The sequence below is a fragment of the Shewanella rhizosphaerae genome (genome assembly GCF_019457655.1).
In the GTDB taxonomy this organism is placed as follows: domain Bacteria; phylum Pseudomonadota; class Gammaproteobacteria; order Enterobacterales; family Shewanellaceae; genus Shewanella; species Shewanella loihica.
Genome location: NZ_CP080420.1, coordinates 3,804,327 through 3,826,930, shown reverse-complemented (window position 1 = coordinate 3,826,930; position 22,604 = coordinate 3,804,327). Strand labels below are relative to the sequence as shown.

Sequence of the window (22,604 nt, the reverse complement as noted above, 5' to 3'; positions counted from 1 at the left end):
TAGCTCTTCATATCTGATGTTTGACTCAAGCGATTAAAGGGTTCGATGAACCGCTTTAGGCTTTCATCACTTTTACCGGACACTTCTTGAAATCCGTCTCTTTCGAGAGGGGATCCGTGGCGTCCAGTAACAACTTGTTGACCAGTTGGCGCGCGTCGAAGAATGGCATAAATACCACGCCTCGTGGCGGTTTGTTCCGGCCTTTGGTTTCAACACGTGTCTTGACTTCACCGCGAGGCGAGGCCACGACCACTTCATCACCACGCTTAAGACCACGGGCCTTGGCGTCGTCCGGATGCATGAAGATCTGTGCATCTGGGTAGGCGCGGTACAGCTCGGGTACGCGGGCGGTCATAGACCCTGTATGCCAATGTTCGAGCACGCGGCCCGTCGACATCCAGAGATCGTATTCTGCGTTAGGCTCTTCCGCGGCAGGCTCGTAAGGCAGGGCGAAGATCACCGCCTTACCGTCAGGCTTACCATAGAAATTATAGCCTTCGCCGGCTTTGACATAGGGGTCGCTACCTTCGACGAAGCGGCGCAGCGTCTCCTTGCCTTCGACCACAGGCCAGCGCAGGCCGCGGGTCTCGTGATAGGTGTCGAAGTCGGCTAGGTCGTGGGCATGGCCGCGACCAAACTGGGCGTACTCCTCGAAGATACCCTTCTGCAGGTAGAAGCCGAAGGCTTCTGACTCATCGTTCAGGTCGCCCTTGCAGTCAGAGGTGGGGAACTTGTTGATCACCCCGTTGGCAAACAATACGTCGTAGAGCGTCTTGTCGGCGTATTCAGGCTTCTTGGCCACCAGCTCGGCGGGCCAGACTTCTGACACCTTGAAGCGCTTAGAGAACTCCACAAGCTGCCACAGATCTGACTTGGCGCCTTCGGGTGCCTTCACCTGCTGGTGCCACATATGGGTGCGGCGCTCGGCGTTACCATAGGCACCTTCCTTCTCGACCCACATGGCGGTCGGCAGGATCAGGTCGGCAGCCATGGCGGTAACCGTTGGGTAAGGATCCGAGACCACGATGAAGTTGTCTGGGTTACGGAAGCCCGGGTAGATCTCATCGTTGATGTTAGGGCCGGCCTGCATGTTGTTGGTACACATGGTCCAGTAACAGTTGAGCTTGCCATCTTTGAGCATGCGGCTCTGCAGCACGGCGTGGAAGCCTGGCTTAGGCGGAATCGTGCCCTCCGGCAGCTGCCACAGCTTCTCGGTGACGGCTCTGTGCTTAGGATTGGCCACAACCATGTCGGCCGGCAGACGGTGGGCGAAGGTACCCACTTCACGGGCGGTACCACAGGCAGAAGGTTGACCCGTCAGCGAGAATGGGCTGTTACCTGGGGTGGCTATCTTACCTGTCAGCAGGTGGATGTTGTAGAGCATGTTGTTGGCCCACACACCACGTACGTGCTGGTTGATACCCATGGTCCACAGGCTCATGATCTTCACGCTTGGATCGGCGTAGGCCTTGGCCAGGGTCTCGAGTTTTTCAGGCTCGACGCCACTCATCTTGGCGGCATATTCCAGGGTATAGGTGCTGACGAACTTGGCGTACTCGTCGAAGCTGATGGCGGTCGACTTGCCGTTACCTGGGTTCTTGGCCTTCTTCTCCAGCGGATGATCTGGACGCAGACCATAGCCGATATCTGTGGTGCCCAGGGCAAACTTAGTGTGCTTGCTGACGAACTCTTTGTTTACCGCGCCGTGCTGAATGATGTAGTTGGCGATGAAGTTGAGGATCACCAAATCAGACTGAGGACGGAACACCATAGGATTGTCGGCGAGATCGAAGCTGCGGTTCTCGAAGGTCGACAGCACATGCACGCGGCTGTTTGGCTTGCTGAGGCGGCTGTCTGACAGACGTGCCCATAGGATCGGGTGCATCTCGGCCATGTTGGCGCCCCAGAGCACAAACTGATCGGCGGCTTCCAGGTCGTCGTAACAGCCCATGGGCTCGTCGATACCGAAGGTACGCATGAAGCCACCCACGGCAGAGGCCATACAGTGACGGGCATTTGGATCTATGTTGTTGGTGAGGAAACCAGCCTTGTGCAGCTTAGAGGCGGCATAGCCTTCCCATACTGTCCACTGGCCAGAGCCGAACATGCCGACGGCGGTAGGGCCCTTGGTCTTGAGGGTGTTTTTCCACTTCTCGGCCATGGTGTCGAAGGCTTTGTCCCAGCTGACCGGGGTAAACTCACCCTCTTTGTCATACTGGCCGTCCTTCATGCGCAGCAGCGGCGTGGTTAGCCTGTCTTTGCCGTACATGATTTTCGACAGGAAGTAGCCCTTAATACAGTTAAGGCCCTTGTTGACCGGACTTTCTGGATCGCCCTTGGTGGCAACGACTTTGCCGTTATTGGTGCCGACCAAAACGCTACAGCCCACGCCGCAGAAACGGCAGGGGGCCTTATCCCACTTGATGTTGTCATTCTGCTCAGCGGCTTCAACGATCTTCACTGGCAGAGTGACGCCAACCGTGGTCGCAGCGGCAACTGCGGCGTTGGCTTTTAGAAACTCGCGACGGCTAATGCTCATGGTGTTTCCTCACTCTTTTCTTCTATTGGTTCAACTTGGTGATAGACAAGACTGCTTGATAACACCCCGCTAAGGGCGTTGATGGCTTCGACGTTATCGAGGATCGCACCTTGGGTGGCCCCCTCCAGAGTAATGATGAACTTACCCTCGTCGGTGACGGCGTGAATATCCGCACCCGCAAGGGCGTTGATATCCTCTGTAACTGTTGCGACCTGGCCGGGGGCGGCGTGTACCACCAGGCTGGTCACATGATATTCCTGTGTCATGGGTTAACCCTTCTGTGGCGGCCTTGCTTCCCGGGATATTGGCGATATTTAGGGACTTGGCCGCATTAGGATAGGATTCAGTCTAATCCTTGCTTTTGATAGGGGTATACCTCTTGAGAGGTAACTGGAGCTTTTGTAGATCGAGATCAAAGTTTTTCGTGTGACCTGCCTCTCAGTTCGAAATTTAAACAGTTTTTAGGGCTGGACAATTTAAGTTTTCAAACACCTTAACAGTCGTTAATTTGCTCAATTTGGCATCGGGGCGTATAACCAAAAGAGGGGCAAAGGTGATATCTGCTCCTGCGGCGAAAGCCCAAGCTTAGTTGGGCTGGCGCTAATTTAGTGATTTGGGTTTTGCCCGGGAGGGAGCTAGCTATGACACAGGAAAATACGCGGGAGATCCCCGTATGGGATCTGTTTATTCGTCTGTTTCATTGGTTCTTGGTGCTGCTGTTTACCCTGACCTATCTCACCGAGGGTGAGGATGAATGGATGCTGGTGCACAGCTACGGCGGCTATATCATCTTAGGTATATTGGCGCTACGTATTATCTGGGGGCTGGTGGGCACTCGATATGCCAGATTCAGCAGTTTTGTCAGGCCTCCGGCTCAGGCGATGGAGTACCTCAAGCAGCTCTTTGCCGGCAGGGTGAAAGATTATCTTGGCCACAATCCCGCCGGCGGCCTGATGATAGTGGCGTTGATCGCCTGCGTCTCGCTGACGGCGCTGACCGGCATGGCGCTCTACGCCACCACAGGCCATGGCCCGTTGGCCGCCACCTTTGTGGCCACCTGGCCCGATGGGGCGCTGGAGGAGGTGCATGAGTTCTTCGCCAACTTTAGCCTGACGCTGATTGTGGTGCATATCGCCGGGGTGATCGTCGGCAGCCTGGCCCATAGGGAGAATCTGGTGCGGGCCATGTGGACCGGCAAGAAGCGCAGGCCGCTGCCTTAGTCAGAATTTCCCCTTTTCGCTAGGGCACACTTAGAGCTAGTAGCCGGTCAGCTCCATATAGCCTTGGCCTCGATGGGAGCCGCTCACCTGGATGGGCCCCTCCCAGTAGCGCACGCTGAGCGGCATCAGGCTGTCTGGATTGAGGGGCGAGACACTGAGGTTCAATTGCTCGCTGGGGATGGCTATCTGCCAGGCAATGGGGTAGTTGGCCCCGTCTATCTTCTGCCACTCAGTCGCTTTCATCGTGATGCCACTGCTTTTTATGTTGCGGCCGCTGCCGTCGGCGAACATGCGCCGCGCACTGTAAAAGGAATCTCCCTTAGATCTGAGTTGAAACAGCATCAGGGTAGAGGCATCGTCCAGGCGCAGGGCGAACCAGTCCCAGCCCTGCTGCTGACGGGTGAGAAACTGCGAGCTCCACTCCCTGTCCAGCCAACCCTGCCCGCCGACGCGGCGAACTTTGCCATCCAGGGTGACACTGCCGGTGATCGCGATGAAGGGCTGGCTGTAGTAGTAGGAGGCCACCTCGCCATCCGCGCTCTTGATGCTGTAGCCCTCATCCCCCTGACGCTGCAACGGCGCGCCGCTACTCAGCATTAACTGATAGCTAAAGTCGTCGCTGTTAACCGTTAGTGTTGCCGGAAACAGATCGTCTCCTTCGCTCTGCCAGCGCCAGTCATCCAGGGCTATGGTGAGCGGTGAGGCTTTTGTCCCCGCCAGCTTGGGGTGCGCCCGAGACCAGCGCTCGCTTGCCTTATGGATCTTACTCGTGGTGACCGCGCTGTGGGCCATGTAGAGCTGCTTGGTTGCCCAAGATGTTTCTGGCTTTGGTTTCTCTGGCTTCTCTGGTTTTGGCGTTTCTGAAGTCGGCGACTCTTTTGTGCCAGGCGACTGTGGTGACTCGAGTGAACTAGGTGAGAGTGCGATGCGAAACTGGGTCCATTGCAGCCCCAGCGGCTCGCCCGTATCTGTGGTGAGGTTGGCGGTGAGATACCACCATTCCTGCCTGAAGTCGTCGTGGGCCAGATGATCTTTAGGAAAGCTAAGTGGTTTTCCCGGAAGCACTTTGGCGTAGCCGCCAGACGTTGAATCAGAACCAGAAGCTGAGCCCATGAGATCCCCCATGCCTTTCGACTCCTGTTTGGGCGCGTCGCATCCCAGTAGCATAAGGCCAGGTAGTAGGAGGGCCGTTAGCATTAGCGCGATGAGTCCAAGGTGTTGCCGGCGCGTCATATGACCTCCCGTTGCAGGCTCGACACCAGGGGGCGTCTGGTTTGTTGATAGAGGGGAAAGGCCACTGCCAGTGTGCTGGCCAGCAGCGCCAGCCCCACCAGTTCGAAGTAGGCGAGCCAGTCCCACACCATGGCGATGGTCCAGCCGAAGGCCTGCAGGGTCACCTTATGGATCAGCAGATAGCCCAGCAGGGCGCCCGTCGGCAGGGCCACCAGACAGGTGAGCAGTACCATGAGCAGCATCTGGCCAACCACCAGCCACACCAGCTGACGGCGATTGACCCCCAGGGCGTAGAGGCGCGCGATAGGTGCCAGGCGCGCCTGGGTCAACATGTAGCAGGCGCTGAACAGGCCGATGGCGGCCACCATCAGGGTCAGGCTGTTAAGCACCTGGGTGATGGAGAAGGTGCGCTTGAACATGGTGATCGCCTGGGCCTTGATCTTTTCCTGGCTGTAGACCAGCGCGTCTGGCAGTTGGAAGCGCGTCTGGATCTGCTGGCTAAACCCGGTCACATCAGTGCTCAGGGTGAGGGCCAGACTCAAGGGCGTCTCACTAAGGTTAGCCCTGCGCCACAGGGCTGGCGGGATGATCACCTCGCCGTAGGGATTTCCATAATCATAATAGATGGCGCCTATGGTGAGTTCGGCCTCGCCCAAGGCCGAAATACGTATCTTATCCCCCAGCTGCTTGCCCTGCTTGATGGCGAAGGGCTCGCTGACCAGTGCGAGTGGCTTAGGCTCGGGATCCGCCGAGAAAAAATCTCGCCACAGATCCGGCCTCGCCTGCTTGATGATGGTGGTGTGCTCGATGGAGTAGGGATCCCGGGTCAGCAGGAAGATGGGGGTCTGTTGGTAGTGGCTATTGAGCAGCCACTGCTTGTAGAGGCCGGTCACCTCGGGGGCCTGGCTCAGCATCTTCTCCACCTCGACCATCTGGCTGGCAGGTGGACGCAGGTAGAGCTGTGCATGCAGCCTGGCGTCCAGCCACTGCTTGAGGGTGATCTCGAAGCTCCCCACCAGGCTATTCATGGCGATATTGGCGGTGAGCGCCAGCAGTATGGCCATCATGGCCAGCGACAGCGGCGCCAGCAGCTCACGGGTCTCGCTGATCTGATAGCCGATAAGCCCCTTGGGGCTAATTCTCTGTAGCAGGCCGATGAGCTGTCTGAGTAGATAAGGCAGGGCCAGGGGGATGGCGATCACCACCAGACCCAGCAGCGCCATGGTAAATCGGTAGTCCTGACTGAGCGGCATCAGGATGAGGGTCATGATGCTCAGCATGCAGGCCAATAGCATGAGGCGATTTTGCGCCAGTTGGCTGCTGCGCTGCTGACTGAGCTGGCCGCTGCTCTGGGCGAGGGGCTGATTGAGCAGCTCCCTCAACAGGGAGCCGCAGGCTAGCAGGGCGGCGATCAGGGTCAGCAGGCTAGCCTGGGCCAGCCACTGCCAGCGCCAGCTTCCCGGCAAGATGTTGGCGCCATAGAGCTGCTCCAGGGTGACAGACACCATAGGCTGCAACCAAAAGCTCAGCTGTAGCCCGAGGAAGAAGCCGATGAGTGAGCCCAGTAGCACCAGTAGGGTGAGCTCCAGCCCCAGCGCGAGCATGATGGCGGCGCGGCGCACGCCCTGTTGCTGCAGCTGGATAATCAGCCGTTTACGTTTGAGCAGGCTGTAGCGCACGCCGTTATAGGCGATAAACAGGCCGACGATAAAGGCCAGCAGGCTCATGGCGGTGAGGTTGAGATGAAAGCTGTTGGTGAGGGCCTTCATCGCCTCGCCGTTATCGCTCTCTACCAGCTCGCCCCGGCCGATGAGTAAGGATGTAAGGCGCTGCTGTTGACGCTCGCCGGGCGGGTCAAACAGGGCGATATAACTGAGCTCGCCCGGCTTGCCCAGTAGCTGCTGGGCCAGGGAGATATCCATCAGCAGGCGATCGCCTAGCTTGTAACTCTCATCGACCGCCACCACCTGGAGATGCATGCCGTTGAGGCTAAGCCAGGGCTCTGGCAATCGCTTGGCGTTGGCCTCACTCATCACCACAATTGGCTCGCCCGCCAGCATGGCCGCCAGGGGGAGGGGGCCGCTCATGGGCACCTTGCTATCTGATGGCTCGTCTGTTTGCGGCCTGTCGCTATTACTTGGCGTTATAGCAGAGAGGGCGGCGATAAGATCGCTGCCGGTGACTTGCCAGCGATGCTGGACGCTATCCAGGGCCGAGCCTTGAAGCACCGCCAGGCTGTGGTGGAATCCCTGGGTTCTCAAGCCAAAATAGAGGGAGTCTGAGAGCTGCTTGCCCGGCAGCGGGGTGACAAGATTGCTGGCCTGGCCGCTCAGCAGCTCGCTGGCCTGGCCATAGCTGTCGATGGCGCTCTCGTTGGTGGCCCTGACGCCGGTCAGCAGGGTGACCGCGAGCACTATGCCGATCAGTATCGCTCCGGCCTGCAGCGGCGCCTTCTTATAGTGGGCGACAAATACCCTGAGGGTGAGGCGGGTGGCGCGCAGCAGCGCCTTCGCGCCGTCGCTGGCCTGACTGTTAACAACTAGGCTACTCATGCACCCGACCAAGATCCAGGTGCCAACGGCGCTGCATGAAGGCGGCGCACTCCATGGAGTGGGTCACCATCAAGATGCTGGTGTCGTGCTCGGCGGCCAGGGCGCAGATAAGTGCCATCACCTCTAGGCTGGTGGTCTGATCCAGGTTGCCCGTGGGCTCGTCCGCCAGCAATAATGCTGGCTTGTGGGCCAGGGCCCGGGCGATGGCCACCCTTTGCTGTTGACCGCCAGACAGGGCCTCCACGTGACGCTTGAGCAGGGGCCTTAGCCCGAGCGCGTCGACCAGATGATCGCACCAGGCGTTCCAACCGTCTCCCTGAAGATGCAGGGGAAAGGCGATGTTGTCTTCGACATTGAGCGGGGTAAGCAGGTTAAATTGCTGGAAGACGACGCCCAGCTGATGATGCCTGAACTGGCTCCAGCGGCTGTCGTCCCAGGTTCGGGTATCCTGGGTTAATAGGGTGAGGGCGCCGCTGCTGGGGCGCTCGAATCCGGCGATGATATTGAGTAGCGTGCTCTTGCCGCTTCCGCTCGGGCCGGTGAGGGCAACCGTCTCGCCGAGGGCGAGCTCTAGGTCGAGCCTGTCCAGCACAAGGTGATACTTATCGCCGTCGTTAAAGCCCTTTGAGATCTCGCTCAGGGTCGCGACACTCGTCATTGCCAGTCCTTATCCTTTGATCGCCCAAGCGCTGAAGTTGGCTCGCGGCAGGCTTTCCATTGAAGCCATAGCCCATTAAACCCATTGATAACCCTATCGATAGCAGATTGCAACTGCCAACCAGCCCCTAAACACAGGGTTATACTTATTACTTACGCAGCGCCTCGAGCAAAGGATCTATGGTGGTGAAACCTCATGCACTTGATGTTGGATTTTCACTTTCAGATGGCGGCTCAGGGGCTGGTGAAAAGCGGCTTTTTTTTCACCTGTTTAATCGAGTATTCGACCAAAGGTAAAGATCTCGCTAACTGGTTGATTGTCTATCGGCAAGGTGATTTAATGAGCAAGTATTTTTCTGGTTCATCATGAAGTTAGCAAGTTTTCACTATTTGAAGAGCAGAGTCTTTCGTGTCGGAAAACGGCCCCAGGCAGACATGGGAGTGGGTGAGCTTACCCGTTACTTAGTTAAGTCATGAAACTGGCGCTGAGAGGGTGAGCCGTGGCAGGCCTGCGCGCCGCTAAGCCGATTGCACTGTGGAATATGGACATGAGCAGACTTCGTACCTTTCGTAGCCGGATAATCGTACAGATAGCCTTACCCCTTATCGCCATCATGGCCATGGTGTTGAGTCTGATCGCCTGGTTTAACTACCGGGCCGAAGAGAGCTACCTCTATGGCGATCTCGAGAAGCAGGCCGAGATGGTGGCCAGCCGGGTGCATCATTTTCTCTCCTTCGCCGAGAAGGATACCCGTACCTTTGCCGATCTCTTAGGCCAGATGAGTCGCGATCAGCTGGTCCAGCAAGATGGCGAGCTCAAGGCATTGCTGACCCGGCGCCTGGAGCGCCAGAGCGATTTCTATGCAAGCGCCATCGCTTTTCGCCCCAGCCTGACACCTAATCAACAGCTCTACGCCCCCTATGTCTACCGGGATCAGGACGGGGTGAAGTTCCTGGATATCGGCGCCGACAGCTATGACTACACCGACGGCCAATGGGCCTGGTGGAGCGAGGCGATAGACAAGCCCCAGGGCTACTGGTCGCTGCCCTATTTCGACGAGGGCGCCGGTAACATCTTGATGATCACCTTCTCCCAGCCCTTCGGCCCCTCGAGTCCCTATTGGGGCGTGGTGACTGTGGATCTGGCCCTGGACGCCCTGCCAGCTATGGCGGGGATCGATGCCGATCGCATGCTGGTATTGGATGACAAGGGGCGGCTGATCTACCACAAGGATGCGCAGCTGCTGATGTCTCAGGGCACGGATAAGTGGCTCGCCGCATCAAATGACAACGGCGACTTCATCACCCTACTCCAGTCGGCCAAATCCGGGAACAGCCGCATGCTGGCCGCCGATGGTCAGGCCTATCTCGCCAGCGTAGGCGTGGTGCCTAAGCTCAACTGGCGGGTGGTGATCATGACCCAGGAGGACAAGCTCTCCCATCAGCTCTACATGGGGCTCTCCTCCCTGGTGCTGACTCTGCTGCTAATATCCGCCGTGCTCTATCTAACGGGATATCTCACCGCCAGACGCCTGTCACTGCCCATCGAGCGCCTGGCCGCCGGCATAGTGGCCTTCGGCGCCGGTAAGACCAAACATATCGAAGGCACTCGGGGCGCGGTGACCGAGGTGGAGACCCTAACGGACAAGTTTAACGAGCTGGCCGAGGTGCTGGCCCAGCGCGAGCAAGCGCTGCTGGATTCACGCGGTAACCGTTTCGCCAAGCTGATCGATGGCATGAGTGACAAGTCCTTCTACTGCTCGCTGGAGCCCGATGGTCAGATCGCCCAGGTTTCTGCCGGGGTCGAGAAGGTGCTGGGGGTCAGCCCGGATCTGCTCAAGCGTAAGTATCAGCGGATGTTTTCCGACAACCCCATCAACGAGGCGAACTGGGAGTACATGGACAGTGCCCTGCAGGGTAATAGTGTACCGCCCCATCAGGTGGAAATGATCGCCGCCAACGGCAGCGTGCGCCGCCTGGATCTCTTCATGCAGCCGCTGCTGGCGGACAACGGCGAGCTGCTCTCCATCGAGATGCTGTTTAACGATGTGACCGAACAGTTCTCGGCGGCGGCCTGGTCTAACGCCGTGCTGGAATCGGCCCCCGAGGCTATGTTGATCGTCGACGAGCAGGGCCAAGTCGTCTTCAGCAACAGTCGTTGCCAACAGCTGTTTGGCTATGATGCCAAGCAGATGCTGGCGCTGAATGTCGACCAGCTGGTGCCCGATAGCGTCACGCATCATGAGGCCCTAAGAGCCAAGTATATCGGCGAAGGGGTGGATCGTCGCATGGGCCTGGGGCTGGGTAAGACGCTCAAGGCCAAGAAGGCCGACGGCAGCCTGTTTCCGGTGGAGATCAGCCTGGGGCTGCTACCCGCCGACAGCGACGGTCTGCGCCAGGTGGCGGCCTCGATACGGGACATGACAGAAGAGTTGGCCACCGCCAAGCGGATCAAGGACAGCGAGAGTCGTTTCCGAGGCCTGGTGGGCAACATTCCCGGCGCCGTCTACCGCACCCGATTAGGCGAGCAGTGGGTGATGGAGTATGTCAGCGACAACATCGCCGAGATCACCGGCTATCCCGCCGCCGACTTTATCGAGAACAAGAAGCGGGTCTTTGCCAGCCTGATCCTGGAGGCGGACAGGGAAGCCACCGACACGGCGATCAACAAGGGGATCGCCGAGCAGCAGAGCTTCGAGGTGCAATATCGTATTCAGCACAGGGATGGCAGCCTGCGCTGGGTGCACGAGAAGGGCAAGGCCAGCTATGACGATGAGGGTAACCCCCTCTGGTTCGATGGCAGCATACAGGATGTTACCCAGAGCAAACTGGCCCAGGAGAAGATTGCCCAGTCCCAACAGCAGCTGGAGACGATCACAGAGTCGATCCCCAACACCGTCTATCAGCTGCGCTGGATAGCCAACGATCAGCGCTACTTCACCTTCCTCTCCCGCGCCTGCATCACTACCCTGGGCTTTCACCGGGATCAGCTGCTGGCGAACTTCGACTTGGTGGCCGACTGCATCATAGAGTCGGAGCGGGCCCGCATCATTCGCGCCCTCTCCGGCGAGAGCGCCTCTGGGCTCAAGTGGATCGAAGAGTTTCGCTATCAGCACCCCACGGGCGAGCAGCGCTGGCTACAGGCGGGGGCCAGGGGCGATCGTCAGGAAGATGGCAGCATAGTCTGGAACGGTTACCTGATGGATATCAGCGAGCGCAAGCAGATGGACAGAGAGCTGGCCAAGCGCGAGGCGCACTTCAGGGCGCTGTTCGATAACGCGGGTATCGGCATAGTCAATGTCGACGATCGCGGCGTTATCTTAGATTGCAACGAGCAGTTCAGCCAATACCTGCAGCTGCCGATCGAGCGTCTCAAGGGCAGTATCTTCTTCGATTATCAGGACCCTGAGCAGGGGCTCGAGGCCAAGAACAGCTTTAAACACCTGATGAGCGACGGCGCCGACAGCGTCAAGTTGGAGATCCGCCTGCTCAACCAGGCTGGCGAGGCCAGGTGGATGGATGTCAACATGACGGGCCTGTCCGACAAGCAGGGGGAATATCGCTCCGCCGTGCTCTCCATGGCGGATATCAGCTCCCTCAAGCTGCTCTCCGAGGAGCTGACCCAGGCCAAGGATGTGGCCGACGCCGCCAGCAAGGCCAAGAGCGACTTCTTGGCGAACATGTCCCACGAGATCCGCACGCCGATGAACGCAATTATCGGCATGTCGCAGCTGTGTCTGCAGACTAGTTTGGATAAGAAGCAGCAGAACTATGTGGAGAAGATCGACCGCGCCTCCAAGTCGCTGCTGGGGATCATCAATGACATCCTGGACTTCTCCAAGATAGAGGCGGGCAAGCTGGATATCGAGGCTGTGCCTTTCCAGCTCGACACCATGCTGGAAGATCTCAGCGACATGTTTTCGGTCAAGGCCGCCGACAAGCAGCTCGAGTTGCTGTTTGCCGTGGCGCCCAATATTCCCCGCCATCTGGTGGGGGATCCGCTGCGACTCAGCCAGGTGTTGATCAATTTGATGAACAACGCCATCAAGTTTACCGAGCAGGGCGAGGTGATGCTGTCGATCAGTCAGCTGGTGCGTGAGGATGAGGAGATACTACTCAAGTTCAGCGTGCGCGATAACGGCATAGGCCTCACCGAGGAGCAGCGCGGCAAGCTGTTCCAATCTTTCAGTCAGGCCGACAGTTCCACCACCCGCAAGTATGGCGGCACAGGTCTGGGGCTGGCGATCTGCAAGCAGCTGGTGGAACTCATGGGCGGCGAGATCGGCGTCGAGAGTCAGTTCGGCAACGGCAGCACCTTCTTCTTCAGCGTGCGCTTCAAGGTCGCCGACAATCAGTTGATCAAGGTGGCCCACGAGCTGGAAGGGATGCGGATTCTGGTCGCCGACGACAACGCCACCGCCCGGGATATTCTGCGCAGCACTCTCGAAAGCATGGGCTTTACCGTCGATACGGTGCGCAGCGGCGCCGAGGCGCTGAGTCGCTGTCAGGAGACCGACTATGGGGTGGCGCTGATCGATTGGCGCATGCCTGAGATGGACGGCCTGGAGACGGCGCGGCGACTGCTGAGCGAGCGCGCTAACCCGCCCAAGACGCTGATCGTCTCGGCCCATGCCGACGGTGATTTTATCGACAAGGCGGAGCAGGCGGGGATCTCGGGCTATATCACTAAGCCGATCAGCGCCTCACGCCTGCTGGACGGCATCATGTCGGCCCTGGGTAAGCAAGGTGCCATGCCGGTGCGGCGTAAGGGCAGCGAGGTAAGCCCCGCCCTGCTGGCGCAGCTTAAGGGCAAGCGCATCCTGCTGGTGGAAGACAACGAGATGAACCAGGAAGTGGCCAGTGAGTTCCTCGAGCAGGTGGGGGTGATCCTTTCGATTGCCGAGAATGGTCAGGTGGCGCTGGAGAAGCTGGCCATGCAGAGCTTCGACTTGGTGCTGATGGATTGTCAGATGCCGGTAATGGATGGCTATCAGGCCACCGCCGAGCTGCGTAAGCGTCCCGAGTTGGCAGATTTGCCGGTGATCGCCATGACGGCCAACGCCATGGCGGGCGATAAGGAGATGTGCCTGCGCGCCGGCATGAATGACCATATCGCCAAGCCTATTGAGGTGTCGCTGCTCTACAAGACGCTGCTGGAATACCTGGGGGATGACAGTCAGGTCATAGAGGAGACCAGCACTGAGCAGACACATCAGCACAGTCAGGATGCCTATTGGCCACAGCACCCGGCGCTGGACATCGACAAGGGGCTGCAGCTGGTGCAGAACTCGGCGCGTCTCTACCGGCGGATATTCGAGCGTTTCTATACGGGTCAGTCCCGCTGCGCCGAGCTTATCGCCACTGCCCAGCGTGAGGGTAAGCAGGAGGAGGCGGTGCGTTACGCCCACACCCTCAAGGGGGTGGCCGGTAACCTCTGCTGCCCTGAGCTGGTGACCCTGGCTAAGCAGGTGGAGCAGACACTCAGCGATTCGATCCAGGCCGATGTGACTGAGGCGCTGACTCAGATGGGCGAGCTGTTAGACAGCCTGTGCACCACCATAGGTGACTGGCTCAGTCAGACCGGGGCCGAGACGCTGCCGCAAGAAGATGGCGCCGAGCCCGGGGCGACTGCCGATGCGCCTGCCATGTCAGCCCAGGAGCTGGACGCCGCGATTAAGGAGCTGCTCAAGATGCTGGAGGAGGCGGACGCCGAGGCGGTGGAGAAGCTGCAGGCGATCCGCGATCTTCTGCCAACCTCGCTGGCCAACAAGATAGCGCCCGTGCTCAACATGGTGAATGCCTATCAGTTTGACGAGGCGATCGAGCTGGTGGAGGAGATCTTTAGCTAGGCTTTACGCATGGCTAGGCTTTACGCCGTGACTAAGTGTGAGTGAGCTTGCTGATCGTGATAGTCGCCAGGAGCGTATGACAAAGAGGGATGGCAAGATTAGGCTGCGCGCCGCTTCGAAGGGCTGCGGGGCCTTAGGCGTGTAGGAACTATACTCAAACAGCTGAGTATCACAGGGTGCAACGGGAGAAGGGATTGATGGAGAAAGCCACGGTATTGGTTGTGGACGATACCCCGGAGAATATCGATATCTTAGTGGGTATTCTTGGGGATGAGTATAAGGTGAAGGTGGCGATCGACGGGCCTAAGGCGCTGGCGATCGCAGGTAAGAGCGCGCCTGACATCATCTTGCTCGACGTGATGATGCCGGGCATGAATGGCTATGAGGTGTGTAAGCGGCTCAAGCAAGAGCCTTTGACGGCGCACATTCCGGTGATCTTCGTCACCGCCCTGACCGACGTGGCCGACGAGACCCAAGGGTTCGAGCTGGGGGCGGTGGACTATATCACCAAACCGGTCAGTGCCCCCGTGGTTAAGGCGAGGGTGAAGACTCATCTGTCGCTGTACGATCAGAAACGCCTGCTGGAACAGGAGGTGAAGGCCAGGACCCGTGAGCTGGAGGTGACCCGGCTTGAGATCATCCGCCGCCTGGGCCGCGCCGCCGAGTATAAGGACAACGAGACGGGGATGCATGTTATCCGCATGAGTCACTATGCCCGTCTGCTGGCCCGCCAGGCCGGGATGTCGGAACATTTCTGTGAGCTTATCTATAACGCCTCGCCCATGCACGACATCGGCAAGATAGGCACGCCCGACGCTATTTTGAAGAAGCCCGCCAAGTTAGACGATGAGGAGTGGCGAGAGATGCAGCGTCACGCCGAGATAGGCGCCGAGATCATAGGTGAACATCCGGATCCCATGCTGGAGATGGCGCGGCGCATCGCCCTGACCCATCACGAGAAGTGGGATGGCTCGGGCTATCCTAAGGGGTTGAGTGGCGAGGAGATCCCCATCGAGGGGCGCATAGTAGCCATTGCCGATGTGTTCGATGCCCTGACCTCTATTCGTCCCTACAAGCAGGCCTGGAGTGTGGAGGATACCCTGGCGCTGATCGATCGCGAGGCGGGTAAACATTTCGACCCCGAGCTGGTGACCCATTTCAAGGCGATCGTCGATGAGGCGGTGAAGATCCGCGACAGCCATCAGGACAAGGAGTGATCAGTTGACGCTGAGCACTAGGCTTTGAGCACTAGGTTTTGAGCATTAGGCACAGAGTTTTGAAGATAGAGCCGTACATTAAAAAAGGCGCCAGTGGCGCCTTTCTTCTTTCAGTCAGCTCTTACTCTTCATCAAGAGAGTAGGGCAGTGGCACTAGGGTGAGAACTGATGCCTCATCGCCCGCCACTCTCAGCTGAGCCGTTAACGGCGTATCGTTGGGCAGTACGGCGCTCAGCAGCAGCTGACCGTCACGCTGCACGGCTTCTACAATGGTGCCGGCGCGGCGATAACCTTCATCCTCTTCCTGTTTCATCTCGAGCTGGCTGTCGTCATCTATCGCCACACTGGCCGAGCCCTGGACGATATAGAGGGCGCGCTTGTTGCCGCCGCGATACTTCATGCGGGCCACGGTTTCCTGACCCATGTAGCAGCCCTTGGTGAAGCTGATGCCATCGACGGCCTGCACGTTGCACATCTGCGGCACAAATTGGCTCTGATGACGGGCATAGATATTAGGCAGACCGGCGGCGATCTCGACCGCCTGCCAGGCGCTGAAGTCGTAGATGGGCTGGTCTATCTTGGCTAGCAGCTCGGCCTGCGTATCGCGCTTGACGGCAATGATGTAGCGCTCGCCGTCTCTTAGGATGACGCCGCCAGGGATCTCGGTGAGCTCGGCTGCGCTTTCACCGAAGGCCTGGGCTATCCAGGCTGGGGCCTGCTCGCCGCTGACGCCCAACAGACACCAGTCGTCGCTGGCATCGACCAGTTCTGCCTTGCTGAACACGGCATATTTCTGTAGCTGCGGCAGGTCGAGCGCCAGGGTCTCTCTTGGCATCATCATCAGCAGGGCATCTTGATGGGCAAAGGTTCTGAAGCTTGCCAGCATCTTGCCCTTAGGATCGCAGTGGGCGCCCCAGCGCCACTGATCGGCCGCCAGAGAGGTGATATCTGTGGTCACCTGACCATGGATGAAAGTCCGTGCCTGCTCGCCGGTTACAGAGATAAGGCCGAGATGGGAGAGTTGGCTGAAAACGATGGCGGGTTGCGCCTCATTGAGGGGCCACTGAGGTTGAGAAACGGTAAGCGTCATATCATGTTCCTGGGCGAATGGGCAGATTTGGGGGTGCCCGGTTAAGGGCTCATTATCATCAATATAGGGGCGCGGGGAAAAATTTAAAGGGGCCAGGGGAGGAATCTTTCAAATGATTAAGGTCAATATTTAAAATTATGATCCCTAAACGCTTTTGGCTTGGTGCGTCACAGCAAGTAGTGATTAGCTATAGTCCGGGTAGAGTAACTCGCCACAGTGTCTCTGGTCATTGGTATCAGCGCCGTGAGTAGCATAGCCGCTGCCTGCGCGGCATCATACCTTATGCGCCGCCCAGGTTGCCTGGGGTTGGCGTTAAGGCCGGTGAGGAGGGACATTTTCCTAGTGGGTGTCAGTGCTAGTTGCTTGAAGTTTATTGAGATTTCTATGATGCTTCTATGAGCTGGATAAAAAATCGTCAGTGTCCCGGGAGGCAGCATGTTAGTGAGTGTAGAGCGGTTGAAATACCTTAAGATGATCGTCGAGCTGGGCTCATTCTCGGCCGCCGCCAGACAACTAGGTAAGAGTACCTCGGGTGTGACTCAGGCGATGGACGCCTTCGAAGATGATCTTGGGGTGACGCTATTTGAGCGCCATCAGGGTAAACCGGTCAGCCTTACCAGCTCGGGCAAGAGCTTCTATCTGCAGGCGATGGAGCTTATTCCCCAGCTGGAAACCTTAGAGAAAAAGGCGCAGGCCTTACAGGCTGGCATAGAGGATGAGCTGAATATCGTTTTACACGGGTTAAGTTACTTTGGGTTTATCAGCGAGGCCATCAAGCTATTTAGGCAAAGCTTCCCATCGGTTACCGTGAATCTTTTAGATATAGACAATCCTGATAGTCTATTTAAGGCGGATATTCGTATCTCTCTGGCACCTGTGGAGCGACAACGTAACATGCGCTCTGTGAACCTATTTTCGTTTATGTGGCAGTTGGTGGCCTCTCCGCAGCATCCGCTGGCAAGAATCAAGGGGGAGCTGACCCAGGCCGATCTGGCTAACTATACCCAGTTGATGCCATTTCCAAGCAAGTTGTTTGATCAGCAGCTCTTACATTCTTTGTTATTTTCGGGGTCGGTGATGCAATGTGAGCGCCATTTCTATTACCTCACAGGCCTTATCGATGGCTTGGGCTTTGGTATCTTTCCCGGTGTGCTGGCGACACCTCTGATTAGTGAGGGTAAGTTAGTACCACTTGAGGTTGATGTGGCGGTCGACAAGTCAGGCTGGCCGATGGAACTGGCCTGGTCTGATTCTATCGGTCCGGCGGGTGACTACCTGGTGGAGTGCCTGCAGACCGAGGCCGAACGCTTCTGTGCCGGGCGCTCCGTGCTGTAACTGTTAAGCTTAACTTAAGTGTGCTTATTCGCGGCTCGATTCGAATCGCGGTTCAATAGCTCCGTCGAAACAATCCATTTCAACGGAGATTTATTATGAAAAAGTCATTTAAGAAAACAGCCTTTGCTTTAGGTCTGGTTGCCTCGGCTTCTCTGGGGGCGATATCAAGCGCTCAGGCGTGTCTGGTCTACCTTGGGGCATCGAACAATGAGCATCCTCTTATCGGTAGAACGGTAGAGTTTGGCTTCGATGAGCAAACACAAACCTCATTTGCTACCGACTTCATCAACTTCCCTCGTGAGAGTCATTTTACAACTTATGGTGCAGACAAGCCCTTAAGTTGGACCAACAAATATGGTTTCTCAGGGATGGCCCATGATGGTTTAGTATCCGATGGCATCAACGAGAAGGGGCTGTATGTCGCAATGCTTTGGTTTGCAGATGGAAAATATGCGCCTCGTGACGAGAGCAAGCCGAGTATTGCATCGGGTTCCTTAGGTAATTGGATATTAAGCCACTACGCCAGTGTAGATGAGGCGGTGAAAGGCTTATCAGAGACGAGCGTCTATCAATCTGCCGACAACCATTTAGGTATCGAGCTGCCTATGCACCTTCAATTGGTCGATAAGCAGGGTAAGGCGGTTGTGATCGAGTATATCGATGGCGAGATGACAGTAACGGATAACAGTGAATTTGGCGTGATGACCAATTCTCCAAAAATTGGCGATCATATGGTTGCGTACCGCGAGCTACTGGATGCCAATCCCCATCTGGATGTATCTAAACCAAGCGTTAAGGGAATGCTGGCAGGGCTACCCGGTGGGTATACGGCTGTGGAGCGGAGCGTTAAAACGGCGGTACTTAAAGATCTGACACCTAAGCCAAAGACCAAGGTTGAAGCGATCAATCAGGTGATTCATACGCTCAATAATACCGATTATGTGAAAGGTGCCAGCTCGTTCCCTAGTCGCGGCTTGTCTGGCGGTGCTCAGGAGACCTCCTTTATCACCATCATAGATATGGAGAATAACGACTATTACTATCGTACTGTCGATAGTCAGGTGCTCCACAAAGTGGATATAGACAAGGTTGATTACAGCCAGGGTAATCCGGTGACCAGCTTCGATATCTATGGTGGAATTCAATATATCGATGTGACCTATCGTGTTGAGTAGGGATAAGGTCTTTGAAAGACAAAAAGGCATCACAGAGTGATGCCTTTTCTATTTTTGATCGCGATGGTTATTAGCGCAAACACGGGGCCGTCTTAGTGCAGCAGGCGGGTCCTAATGGTGCCGTCGATCGCCTTCATCTCTTCCAGCGCCTCATCGGCCTGATCTGAGTTGACCTCCATGACCACGTAACCAATCTCTGCGGTGGTTTGCAGGTATTGGGCGGCGATGTTGATTCCTTTCTCGGCGAAGGCCTGGTTAATCTTGATCAGAATACCCGGACGGTTGTGGTGAATATGCAGCAGACGCGAGGTGTCTTTATGCTGCGCCAGCGATACCTCAGGGAAGTTGACGGCCGTCATGGTCGAGCCGTTGTCTGAGTATTTCGCCAGCTTGCCTGCCACCTCGATACCGATATTTTCCTGGGCTTCCTGAGTGCTACCGCCCACGTGTGGGGTGAGCAGGACGTTATCCAAGCCGCGCAGTGGGCTGACAAACTCGTCGTCGTTCGACTTAGGCTCGACCGGGAAAACGTCGATGGCGGCGCCGACGATATGATCGCTGCGGATCGCCTCGGCCAGGGCGTCAATATCTACCACAGTGCCGCGTGAGGCGTTGATCAGAATACTGCCCTGACGCATGGCCGCCAGCTCTTTGCTGCCGATCATGTTCTTGGTCTGCGGCGTTTCAGGTACGTGCAGACTCACCACGTCGGCGAGAGACAGCAGTTGCTCCAACGAGTGGATCTGCTGGGCATTACCCAGAGGTAGCTTATCTTCGATATCGAAGAAGATGACGCGCATGCCTAGGGTCTCGGCCAGGATCCCCAGCTGAGTACCAATGTGGCCATAGCCAATCACCCCAAGGGTCTTGCCGCGGGCCTCGAAGCTGCCATTGGCACTCTTGAGCCAGCCACCACGGTGGGCCAGGGCGTTGCGCTGTGGAATACCACGCAGCAGCATGATGATCTCACCCAGTACCAACTCGGCGACGGAGCGGGTGTTGGAAAATGGCGCGTTGAAGACCGGAATACCCAGTTTTTCGGCGGCGGCGAGATCGACCTGGTTGGTGCCGATACAGAAGCAACCTATGCTGACCAGCTTTTCAGCCTTGTCGAGCACGGCCTTGGTGAGTTGGGTACGGGATCGGATGCCAACGAAGTGAGCATCTTTAATCGAGGCTAACAGCTCCTCTTCCCCCAGTGATGCCTTGTGATATTCGATGTTGTTGTAACCTGCACGCTTGAATACATCTACCGCAGATTGGTGGACGCCTTCCAACAGCAGGATCTTGATCTTATCCTTGTCCAGCGAATGTTTCGCCATGATTTAGGTACCCTCTTGCTCAATTGTTGCTAGGTGAGTATCGCTCTCGGGGACAATTTCTACTCGGCTTTCGCTCTGTGGCCTGATACCAATGAATCTTCGTCGTCTCGCTATTGGCCTGGGGCCAGAGACGATGAGCTTCTACGGATGGCAGGACGCTGAGCCCAGTCGGGCAAGGTTATTTGGAAGCTATACGGTTTCCGGCTGACTTGTGTAGAATGGCTACACAGAGCAAGCGTTTTAGCGCAAAGCCCTTTAAACCTTGGTAAAAATGCGCCCAGAAAGGTCTACAAGCCCTGTTCTTGTGGTGATTTTTATCTGTTGCCTGTCAATGCCTCCACAAAATAGCACCTTTTTTGGTCAGTGTGGAGGGCTAGATGGCTAAAGTTATTATTCTGATATTAAAACAATATCATCTAAGGAGTTCTTATTTTGAATAAAAGCACAGTGTGGCTCACAATTTTCTTCGCCGTGCTGATCTGGTCAGGGATAGAACCAAAAGATAGCTTTACCTGGTTTTTAGAGGTTGTTCCCGCGCTGATCGCCCTGCCTATTCTCTTTGTGACTCGCAAAAAGTTTCCGCTCACCTCCCTGGCCTACGGCCTTATCTTGATCCACGCCATCATTCTCATGGTGGGTGGGCACTACACCTATGCCGAGGTGCCGCTGTTCGACACCATAGCCGACTGGATGGGCAGCGAGCGCAACAACTATGACAAGGTGGGCCATTTCGCCCAGGGCTTTATTCCCGCGCTGTTGGCCCGTGAGGTGTTTCTGCGCCTCGAGGTGGTGAAGAAGGGGGCCTGGTGCAATTTCTTGGTCTGCTGTTTCGCCTTAGCGCTGTCGGCATTTTATGAGTTGATCGAGTGGTGGGTCGCGTTGGCGACGGGTGAAGATGCCGAGGCATTCCTGGGGACCCAGGGCTATGTATGGGACACCCAGTCTGACATGGGGATGGCGCTTATCGGCGCCCTGGCGAGCGTGATACTGCTTTCTCGCTGGCATGACAGTCTGCTGCTTAAACTGAAAAAGCAATAATAATCTGTAGCTTGCCTATCACATCAGAAGCATTATTATATGCTAATGATGTGATGAGTTAGCTTTATATAACTAATAGTGATAACTATTCTCACTAGAGTTAGTTAATATAGCTGACATACTTTTTTACTAGTCATAAATGGATAAATTAAGTGGTATCTATGACTAGGAGGAATGAAGTTCATAAAGATCAATAACAGGGATAGCTTACTCACATATGGTTAACTGCATTGAGATGCTTTTCAGGGAGAGAAGCGTATGAGTAAAATTGATGAACTGGTTTTTCTACACCAAGATTCAACACCGTGCCATCTGGCCGTTCTGGCCGAATCGATCGGTCTAAAGACACGTATCGCCCGTCAGGTCAGCGATCTGGATCCGGAGCGGGATCGCAACAGTTTCTACCTCATTGCCCAGAAGGGGGCGGCGCTGGACAGCAAGGGCGTGCCTTTGATCGTCGCGCGTCTATTACCCCATGTGCCCATCGCCCTCTATCAGGTCGAACGCGGCAGCCTGGAGCCGGAATCTGCCCTGCTGCTCGGGGTGCGCGGTCTGCTGTTTTCCGATCAGCGTATGGATCTGTCACTTACCGGCCTGCGTAAGATGGTCAACGACGAGCTGTGGTATGACAGACCTTTGATCTCTAAGGTGTTTCGTCAGCTGGTGAGTCGCCAGGACAGTGGCGTAGAGCTGACCCAGGATATGGTCGCCATGCTGCAAAAGCTCACCACTCGTGAGCGCACCATCATACAGCTGGTCTCCAGCGGTGCCCGCAACAAGGAGATCGCCGATCGCCTCTGCATCAGCGAGCACACGGTCAAGGCCCATATCTCCTCAATCTTCCGCAAGACTCAGTCTCGTAATCGGGTCGAGCTGCTGCGCTGGTCCCAGGCAAACGCCTGCCACTTCGAGTTTTGTTAATCCAATAATCTTTCATACCTAAGCAAGCTCAGTGTCTGCTGAGCTGGGCTTTGTAGCTGGGCTTTGAGGTTCGCTTTGGCATCTGCTTTTGGCATTAGCTCGTCGCACCGACTAGTAGCACCGGCTAGTAGCATTAGCTGCTGGCATTTGCCTGACGCCTTGGCTTTAAATCCTGGATTTAGCTTACAAACTTTGTCAGGCGGCTGAATCTGGTTTGAATTGCATCGGATTCCCCGCCAGTCCAAGTTGCGGCTTGTCACACTTTCGACATTTCACCTTCTTATCAGTAGAAAGGTTAAATTGACCTTAAAATAAAACCACGGTTTGTAAAATCGTTGAGCATTTGCACTAATCAGGCTTGGTGCTGGGTGTTTGAATGCTCAAACTTATCTATTGTTTTGCTTGAAATTATCTAATCCCACCACGAATGAATCCTGACGGCCTCATGTTTTGTGC

The 22,604-nt window shown here is 56.5% G+C and carries 14 protein-coding genes; 7 read left to right on the top strand and 7 right to left on the bottom strand.

The window, feature by feature from the left end; translation table 11 throughout:
• Positions 1 to 55: 55 nt before the first annotated feature.
• Complete coding sequence (gene napA / locus K0I63_RS16565) at positions 56 to 2,539, bottom strand: nitrate reductase catalytic subunit NapA (protein ID WP_220081748.1); 2,484 nt, start codon at positions 2,537 to 2,539, stop codon at positions 56 to 58.
• A complete protein-coding gene (locus tag K0I63_RS16560; protein ID WP_220081747.1) occupies positions 2,536 to 2,805 on the bottom strand; it encodes a chaperone NapD in 270 nt (89 codons plus the stop codon). Before K0I63_RS16560 ends, napA begins: the two co-directional genes overlap by 4 nt.
• 375 nt (positions 2,806 to 3,180) lie before the next feature.
• Here K0I63_RS16560 and K0I63_RS16555 point away from each other — a divergent pair, with 375 nt between their 5' ends.
• On the top strand, positions 3,181 to 3,759 hold the full coding sequence (locus K0I63_RS16555; protein ID WP_220081746.1) for a cytochrome b/b6 domain-containing protein: 579 nt from the start codon (positions 3,181 to 3,183) through the stop codon (positions 3,757 to 3,759).
• A 36-nt stretch (positions 3,760 to 3,795) separates the two neighbouring features.
• Here the strand turns inward: K0I63_RS16555 and K0I63_RS16550 are convergent, their stop codons facing one another.
• From K0I63_RS16550 to K0I63_RS16540, 3 genes are read right to left on the bottom strand one after another with little or no spacing between them, the layout of a single operon-like run.
• Positions 3,796 to 4,992, bottom strand: a complete 1,197-nt coding sequence (locus K0I63_RS16550) for a lipocalin-like domain-containing protein (protein ID WP_220081745.1) — start codon at positions 4,990 to 4,992, stop codon at positions 3,796 to 3,798.
• The gene (locus K0I63_RS16545; protein ID WP_220081744.1) at positions 4,989 to 7,544 is read right to left on the bottom strand and encodes an ABC transporter permease; all 2,556 of its coding nucleotides are present in this window, start codon (positions 7,542 to 7,544) and stop codon (positions 4,989 to 4,991) included. The genes K0I63_RS16550 and K0I63_RS16545 overlap by 4 nt, the downstream gene beginning before the upstream one ends.
• Entirely contained in the window at positions 7,537 to 8,202 is a 666-nt protein-coding gene (locus tag K0I63_RS16540; protein WP_220081743.1) for an ABC transporter ATP-binding protein, read from the bottom strand. The genes K0I63_RS16545 and K0I63_RS16540 overlap by 8 nt, the downstream gene beginning before the upstream one ends.
• A gap of 541 nt (positions 8,203 to 8,743) precedes the next feature.
• Here K0I63_RS16540 and K0I63_RS16535 point away from each other — a divergent pair.
• Positions 8,744 to 14,050 (top strand): PAS domain S-box protein, encoded by a 5,307-nt coding sequence (locus K0I63_RS16535; RefSeq protein ID WP_220083482.1) that lies wholly within the window; start codon positions 8,744 to 8,746, stop codon positions 14,048 to 14,050.
• A 197-nt stretch (positions 14,051 to 14,247) separates the two neighbouring features.
• The gene (locus K0I63_RS16530) at positions 14,248 to 15,267 is read left to right on the top strand and encodes a response regulator (protein WP_220080883.1); all 1,020 of its coding nucleotides are present in this window, start codon (positions 14,248 to 14,250) and stop codon (positions 15,265 to 15,267) included.
• Between the two features lie 121 nt (positions 15,268 to 15,388).
• Here K0I63_RS16530 and ygfZ read toward each other — a convergent pair whose 3' ends face one another.
• The gene (gene ygfZ, locus K0I63_RS16525) at positions 15,389 to 16,357 is read right to left on the bottom strand and encodes a tRNA-modifying protein YgfZ (RefSeq protein WP_220081742.1); all 969 of its coding nucleotides are present in this window, start codon (positions 16,355 to 16,357) and stop codon (positions 15,389 to 15,391) included.
• 435 nt (positions 16,358 to 16,792) lie between these two features.
• Here ygfZ and K0I63_RS16520 point away from each other — a divergent pair, with 435 nt between their 5' ends.
• Positions 16,793 to 17,692: a LysR family transcriptional regulator gene (locus tag K0I63_RS16520; RefSeq protein WP_220081741.1), complete on the top strand. Its 900-nt coding sequence runs from the start codon at positions 16,793 to 16,795 to the stop codon at positions 17,690 to 17,692.
• A 95-nt stretch (positions 17,693 to 17,787) separates the two neighbouring features.
• On the top strand, positions 17,788 to 18,867 hold the full coding sequence (locus tag K0I63_RS16515) for a linear amide C-N hydrolase (RefSeq protein ID WP_220081740.1): 1,080 nt from the start codon (positions 17,788 to 17,790) through the stop codon (positions 18,865 to 18,867).
• 92 nt (positions 18,868 to 18,959) lie between these two features.
• Here K0I63_RS16515 and serA read toward each other — a convergent pair whose 3' ends face one another.
• Positions 18,960 to 20,189, bottom strand: coding sequence for a phosphoglycerate dehydrogenase (serA, locus tag K0I63_RS16510; RefSeq protein ID WP_220081739.1), 1,230 nt, complete (start codon positions 20,187 to 20,189; stop codon positions 18,960 to 18,962).
• A gap of 432 nt (positions 20,190 to 20,621) precedes the next feature.
• On the opposite strand from serA, the gene K0I63_RS16505 reads away from it, so the two are divergent.
• Entirely contained in the window at positions 20,622 to 21,227 is a 606-nt protein-coding gene (locus K0I63_RS16505; RefSeq protein WP_220043333.1) for a DUF2238 domain-containing protein, read from the top strand.
• A 258-nt stretch (positions 21,228 to 21,485) separates the two neighbouring features.
• On the top strand, positions 21,486 to 22,148 hold the full coding sequence (locus tag K0I63_RS16500) for a helix-turn-helix transcriptional regulator (protein ID WP_011866990.1): 663 nt from the start codon (positions 21,486 to 21,488) through the stop codon (positions 22,146 to 22,148).
• Positions 22,149 to 22,604 lie beyond the last annotated feature (456 nt).